The organism is Streptomyces sp. PKU-EA00015 (genome assembly GCF_013387495.1).
Classification (GTDB): Bacteria; Actinomycetota; Actinomycetes; order Streptomycetales; family Streptomycetaceae; genus Streptomyces.
This window is the reverse complement of the sequence record NZ_JABZEE010000106.1, coordinates 1-6,969: the sequence shown is the minus strand read 5'-3', so window position 1 is coordinate 6,969 and position 6,969 is coordinate 1. Positions and strand designations below refer to the sequence as shown.

Here is a 6,969-nt window from a genome sequence, read left to right as displayed (position 1 = left end):
GAGTTCGAATCTCGTCGTCCGCTCAGATGAAGAAGCCCCCGGCGATCTCGCCGGGGGCTTCTTCGTGTGTGCCGTTACTGCCAGGCCGTCCCGGTCAGCAGCTCGTACGCCTCCAGGTACTTGGACCGGGTCGCGTCCACGACGTCCTGGGGCAGCGCGGGCGGCGGCTGCTCGCTCCTGCGGTCCCAACCCGAGGCCGCGGACGTCAGCCAGTCACGCACGTACTGCTTGTCGTACGACGGCTGCGCGTGGCCGGGCTCCCAGGAAGCCGCGGGCCAGAAGCGGGAGGAGTCCGGGGTCAGCACCTCGTCCGCGATGACCAGGGTCTCCCCGTCGAAGCCGAACTCGAACTTGGTGTCGGCCAGGATGATGCCCCGCTCGCGGGCGATGTCGCGGGCGCGCGCGTACACGTCGAGCGTCGTGCGGCGCAGGTGGGCGGCCGTCTCCGCGCCGACCTGGCGGGCGACCTCCTCGTAGCTGACGTTCTCGTCGTGGTCGCCGACGGCTGCCTTGGTGGCCGGCGTGAAGATCGGGGCAGGCAGCTCGGAGCCGTCGACGAGGCCCTCGGGGAGCGCCAGACCGCAGACCGTACGGGTCTGCTCGTACTCGGCGAGGCCGGAGCCGGTCAGATAGCCGCGGGCCACGCACTCGACCGGGACCATGTTCAGCGACTTGCAGATCAGGGTGCGGCCCTCCCAGTCGGCGGGGGCGCCGGCGGGCAGGTCGGTGGACAGCACATGGTTCGGGACGAGGTCCTGCAACTGCTCGAACCACCACAGGGACAGGCGGGTGAGCACCCGGCCCTTGTCGGGGATCTCCGTGGGGAGCACCCAGTCGTAGGCGGACATGCGGTCACTGGCGACCATCACGAGGTCACCCGCCTCGTTCCGGTACAGGTCGCGCACCTTGCCGGTGTGCACGTGCATCAGGCCGGGCACCTGGATCGGCTCGGGCTTTTCGACGAATCCGGACACGGTTCCTCCCCGTGGTTACGTACAACGGCTCCGATTGTCCCGTATGCGGGCGGGAGTCTCCTGAGCAGGGGTGCCGGACGCGCCGGATCGTCGCCTAGTCGCGTTTGCAGATGCGGTCGAGGAGGTTGGCCGTCGCGCGCTGGATGCGGGGGTCCACGTGGCCGGGCCGGTCCAGCGCCGGTGACCAGGCGAAGGTCCCCGACGCGAAGACCAGAGCGCCGGAGGGAGCCCGGTACAGCGACGTCTCCTGGTGGCGCACCACGCCGTCGCCGTCCTCGTACGGCGAGTGCGCGAGCAGGATGCGGCTGACGTGCTCCGGGAGCGCGGTGCGCGGGAAGTAGCGATCGGCCTCGCCCGCGACCAGACCGGGCAGTTCGTCGCCCTCTCCCGCGCCGGTCGCCTCCCACAGCCAGTGGTCCGCGTTGCGCACGACGAGAGGGGAGGGCTCCGGGACCCGGCCCGCGTACTGGATGCCCAGCAGCAGCTGCTCTGACCGGTCGACCTCGCGCCACAGGGCCGGTTTGCCGGGGCCGCGGCGCTTGCGGCAGGTCAGCAGGCGCTCGGGCATACCGGAAGGGGAGGGAGCGAGTTCGACCTGCCAGTACATGGTGTTGGCCGAGAGGAAGACCAACGAGGTGCCGCGGTCGCGGGCGGTCTCCGCAGCGTGGCGCATGGGCGCCGACCAGTACTCGTCGTGGCCGGGGAAGACCAGGCCGCGGTAGCGGGAGGGATCGACGCGGCCCGCGTGCAGATCGCGGGTGTCGGCGTAGGCGAGGTCGTAGCCGTACCGCTCGGCCCAGCGGATGAAGTCGTAGGCGTGGCCGACGTGCAGGGGCAGGCCGGCCCCAGCGTAGGGGCGGTCGAACGAGACGGTGACGGCGGCGTCCTCCTCGCCGAGGAGCCGGCCGTTCCCGTCCCACGCGTGATACAGGCTCGCGCCGGTGCGGCCGTCCTCCGGATAGAGGTTGTACGCCTGCCACGTGAGGTCGGGCAGGAGCAGCAGCAGGTCGGCCGGGTGGTCGTCGCGGACCGTGAAGGGGATGTGGGAGCGGTAGCCGTCGAGAGTGGTCAGCACGGCGACGTACGCGCCGATCGACCAGTACGAGGGGATCTGCAGCCGCCACGAGAGCCACCAGTGATGGCACGAGACCGTGCGGTCGGCGGTGAGCGGGGGCGGCTGGACGATGCCCGACAGCCGCGGACTCGTCGTGATCTTGGAGGCGCCGTCGCCGCCGTAGTGACCGATGCGGTAGACGTCGACCGAGAACTGCTGCGGCGGATCCACGGTGATGTGGAAATCGATCGCCTCGCCGGGCGCGGCGGCCCCGGGTGACACGAAGCCCTTGATCTGGCGGTGTACGTCATCGGCGGTGCGCGGGCGACCGGAGCCGCCGCGGGCCAGCGCCGGGTCGGCGTACCAGGGGACGACCTGGCCGGTGTCGCCGAAGTAGTGCTCACCGCCGCGCAGCCAGGGCAGCGGGCCCTGGCCGAAGGGATCGCTGACGGCGTGGGCGAGAGCGCCCGATTCCCATCGCCGGATCTGCTCCGCCCCCATGCTGCGCCCTCCCTCGGTGCCCCGGTACATCGTCGATGCGCCGACCTGTTCAGCGCCGGTCTCCAGCACATCACATAACGCACGCACTCCGTCACCGTTCGTCGCGAATAGACGTGAAGGAGAAGAGATCGTTCCGGATGAGGGGCCCGAGGGCCGGATGAGGAGTCCGAGGGCCGGAGCGAGCCATGGGTGGCAAGCCACCGACGCGGCTCAGGCGAGGCGCACCGGCTTCTCCGGCCGGACGCCGAGGGAACCCAGCCAGACGCGCAGCGGCTGCGCGTCGCCGTCCTCTACGAGGCTCAGCACGGGCGCCATGAGGTCGGCCCGCCGCTCGCCGTCGATCAGCAGGGCGGGGCCGTCCAGCCAGTCCAGGCCCGGCGCCGCCCCCACGGTGTCGATCGCCGTGCAGCACACCATCGCGACGACATGGTCCGCGAGCAGGTCACGGCCGCTGCGCGGCGGCTGGAGCGGGAAGAGCGGCAGCGGGTCCCCGCCCCACAGGGCCAGCACGTCGCCCGCGCCGTCCAGGGCGGCCGCCGGCCGGCCCTGGGCCCGCGTCGGCTCACGTGCCGCCTCCTCGCGGGCCGTACGGGCGGTGAGCGCGGCGGCGAGATCGTCGCTCGCCGCACTGTCGGGCCGCTGCGACAGATGTTCGATCACGCGGGCGAGGGTCGGCCCCTCGGGCCCGGTCGCGGGCGGCACCCCCAGCTCGTCGAGGACCCGGTGGATACGGGCCGCTTCCGTACGCCACTTGCGGTCGACAACCTCGTGCGGATAGTGCTGCCAGTCCACCGGGGACCAGTCGGGGCCGCCCTCGGCAGGGCCGCCGTGGAACAGCCGCGCCGCCAGCAGCGACGCCGCCTCGTCCACGGTGCCGGGCTCCTCCAGCAGGTCGCAGGCGGGACGCTCGCCCAGCCGCGAGGTGAAGCCCTCGGCGAGACGGTCACGCCGGGAGAGCTCGGTCAGGGCCGCCACGACGCCCGCGTCCAGCCGCGAGGGCCAGCGGCCCATGTGCCAGGCGGGCAGGGCGACCCGGGTCAGCAGCCGGTCCCAGCCCGCGTAGGCGAGGCCCACCTGCTCCTGGGCGACGATCCGCAGACCGTAGTCCACACCCTGTGCCCGCTCGGACGCGGCGGCGGCGACCCAGCGCTCCATCTCGGCCGCGTGCATCTGACAGCCGCGCAGCAGAAGCCGGGCTATCCGGCCGGTCACGAGGGACAGCGGCCTGCGTATGGACCATTCCCGGGGGCCGGCCGCGTCGGCGACCGCCGCGTCCAGGCCCCGCACGAACCGGCGGGCGGCGGCTATGTCGGGGTCGGCGGCGAGGCTGGTGCCCGCGACGACCGGGCCGAGCACCGCCCGCAGCTCGGCGACCCGCATCCACCACAGGAAGGGCGAGCCGATGACCAGGACCGGCGCCTCGCCCGGGCTCCGCCTGGCCCCGGATATCGCGTGCGCCGGGTGCGTACGGTCCTCGAGCCAGCTGTCGCAGTCGGGGGTGAGCGCGAGCGCGGACGGCGCGGGCACGTCGAGGCGTTCGGCCAGGTCGTGGACCAGCCGGTACAGATCGGGGGCCGAGCGCTCCGGGAGCTCCACGGTCGGGCTGAGCGCGGGGGCGGCCCGGGCGATCACCGCGGCGACGGCAGCGGCCGTGAGCAGCACGACCACAGCGCACGCGGTCACCGTCCAGCGCGCGGTGTCCCAGCCTCCACCGCTCATCCTCCCCGTCGCACCGCCGGCCAGCAGGATCACGGCGACGGCCGCGGGGAGCAGCGCCACGGCCGCCGCCCAACCGCGGACACGCAGCACGGCGAAGGCCTTGGAACGGGCGCCACGAGCGCCCACCGACTCCCCGATAGCGGTACCGGTCACGACCGGACGTCACCCCCTCTGCCCTGCGACGGTGTTGGTCACTCCCCCACTGTGGCACCGCCCACTGACATCGCAATGCCGGTGGGCCAAGTGCCGGAACCCCTGCGCCGCACCCTAGTTGGGGCTTCGGCGACCGTCATCCGGATGGCTCAGCCATCACTCGATGGAATGGCTTCGGGCAATGCATCGGACGCGGCGGACGGCAGCGGACCGGGGCGTGGAAGTGCAGGTCGGACCGGTGTTACCGGAAGTACGCACGAGGCTGCGGCTTCCCGCACGCAGCGGCGGCGACGGAGCCGGGCGCGGACGGTTCGACCGGATCCGGCACACGGACGGGGCCCGGCGCGCTGTGCGCCGGGCCCCGTCCGGGAAGAACGCTCGTGTACGGGAGCCGGAACGGCCCCGCCGGTCAGCCCTCCGCGGCGGCGCGGGCGATGTCCGTCCGGTGCTGGGAGCCCTCCAGGCGGATGCGCGACACCGCGCGGTACGCGCGCTCGCGCGCCTCGGCCAGGTCCTGGCCCGTCGCCGTCACCGACAGCACCCGGCCGCCGGCGCTCACGATCGCGTCGCCGTCGCGCTTGGTACCGGCGTGCAGGACGTACGCGTGCGGCGTGTCCTCGGCGGCGACCTCGTCGAGGCCCTCGATCGGGTCGCCGGTGCGCGGCGTGCCCGGGTAGTTGTGGGACGCGACGACCACGGTCACGGCCGCGTCGTCACGCCACTTGAGCGGAGGAAGGGTGTCCAGCGTGCCGTTCGCCGAGGCGAGCAGGACCCCGGCCAGCGGCGTCTTCAGCCGGGCGAGCACGACCTGCGTCTCCGGGTCGCCGAAGCGCGCGTTGAACTCGATGACCCGCACACCGCGCGACGTGATCGCCAGCCCCGCGTACAGCAGCCCGGAGAAGGGCGTGCCGCGGCGGCGCATCTCGTCGACCGTCGGCTGGAGGACGGTGTCCATGACCTCGTCGACCAGCTTGGGGTCGGCCCACGGCAGCGGCGAGTACGCGCCCATGCCACCGGTGTTCGGGCCCTCGTCGCCGTCGAGCGCGCGCTTGAAGTCCTGGGCGGGCCTCAGGGGCACGACCGTCTCGCCGTCGGTGATGGCGAAGAGCGAGACCTCGGGGCCGTCGAGGTACTCCTCGATGACGACCCGGCCGCACGCGAGCGCGTGTTCGCGGGCCTGCTCCAGGTCACTCGTGACCACGACGCCCTTGCCGGCGGCGAGCCCGTCGTCCTTGACCACGTACGGGGCGCCGAAGGCGTCGAGCGCCTCGTCGATCTCCTCGGGGGTGGTGCAGACGTAGCTGCGGGCCGTGGGCACTCCGGCCCCGGCCATCACGTCCTTGGCGAAGGCCTTGGAGCCCTCCAGCTGCGCCGCTGCACCCGACGGGCCGAAGCACGGGATCCCCGCGGCGCGGACCTGGTCGGCGACACCGGCGACGAGCGGCGCCTCCGGGCCGACCACGACGAGCTCGGCGCCGAGGACGGTGGCGAGCCGCGCGACGGCCGGGCCGTCCAGCGGGTCGACCGGGTGCAGCTCGGCGACCTCGGCGATACCGGCGTTTCCGGGCGCGCAGTACAGAGCGGTGACGTCGGGATCGAGGGACAGAGAGCGGCACAGGGCGTGTTCGCGGGCGCCGCCGCCGATGACGAGGACCTTCACGGGCGCAAGCCTAACCGCCGTGCGCCCGGCAGCGTCGTACGGGCCTCCGAGGGCAGGCCCGCTACTCGTTCGTGTATTCCTCCACGACCGTGGCGCCGAGCTCGCGCACGATCAGATCGTGCCCGGAGAGCGCCGAGTCGACGAGATCCGGATCGTCCTCCTCCGGGACGTCGTCCTCCAGCGAGACCGGTGGGGGCGGCGGCGGACTGTACGTCTCCGCCGGGCGGACCCGCTCGGGGGCCGACTGCGGCGCGGCCGCCTGAGGAGGCGTGGACGGAGTCGACGGGGCGGGGCGGGGCGCGGGGGCCGCCGGGGCGGGCGGGGCCGGAGCGGCGGCGGGTGGCCTGCTCTGTCCGTAACCGCCCTGCCCGCCGTAACCGCCGCCGGCACCGGACTGCCCGCCGTAGCCTCCCGACCCGCCCGAGGACTGGCCGCCGTGACCGCCGGAGCCGGACTGGCCGCCGCCGGGCCCTCCACCCGTGCCGCCGGACGGATCGACGATCGCCTCGACCTTCCACTGCACGTTGAACTGCTCGGCGAGCGCCTGCTTCAGGACGTCTTCGCTGCCACTGCTCGCAAAGTTGTCCCGGGCGCCGGCGTTGATGAAGCCGAGCTGGAGCGTGGTGCCGTCGAAGCCCGCCACCTGCGCGTTCTGGCTGAGGAGGATCCAGGTGAAGCGGCGGCGGTTCTTCACGGCCTCCAGGATGTCCGGCCACATGTTCCGTACCTGGCCGGCGCCCTGGGACATGGCAGGGCCCGGTGCGGGCGCGGCAGCGGCGGGGCCGGGGGGCGCGGGCTCAGAGGTCCGCGGTGGCTGGGGGGCGGCGGGCGGTGTGCCCTGGCCGGGGGCCGAGGCGGTGGGCCAGCCGCCGGGCCGCCGCGGTGCCTCCGGGGCTCCGCCGGCACCG

Annotated in this window: 4 protein-coding genes and 1 pseudogene; all 5 read right to left on the bottom strand. The window is 73.6% G+C overall.

From position 1 onward, the window contains the following. Positions 1-74: 74 nt before the first annotated feature. A complete protein-coding gene (locus HW130_RS34950; protein ID WP_177153794.1) occupies positions 75-974 on the bottom strand; it encodes a phosphoribosylaminoimidazolesuccinocarboxamide synthase in 900 nt (299 codons plus the stop codon). A gap of 94 nt (positions 975-1,068) precedes the next feature. Next, positions 1,069-2,529, bottom strand: coding sequence for a N,N-dimethylformamidase beta subunit family domain-containing protein (locus tag HW130_RS34945; RefSeq protein WP_177153793.1), 1,461 nt, complete (start codon positions 2,527-2,529; stop codon positions 1,069-1,071). Positions 2,530-2,739: 210 nt separating this feature from the next. Beyond that, positions 2,740-4,401, bottom strand: a complete 1,662-nt coding sequence (locus tag HW130_RS34940) for a hypothetical protein (RefSeq protein ID WP_177153792.1) — start codon at positions 4,399-4,401, stop codon at positions 2,740-2,742. A 409-nt stretch (positions 4,402-4,810) separates the two neighbouring features. After that, the gene (gene purD, locus HW130_RS34935; protein WP_177153791.1) at positions 4,811-6,061 is read right to left on the bottom strand and encodes a phosphoribosylamine--glycine ligase; all 1,251 of its coding nucleotides are present in this window, start codon (positions 6,059-6,061) and stop codon (positions 4,811-4,813) included. A gap of 61 nt (positions 6,062-6,122) precedes the next feature. Beyond that, positions 6,123-6,969, bottom strand: a pseudogene (locus HW130_RS34930) (DNA polymerase III subunit gamma and tau); the annotation flags it as partial.

Excerpts from the sequence above, each read along its gene's own strand:
- HW130_RS34945 (WP_177153793.1), bottom strand. The coding sequence starts at position 2,529 with ATGGGGGCGGAGCAGATCCGGCGATGGGAATCGGGCGCTCTCGCCCAC.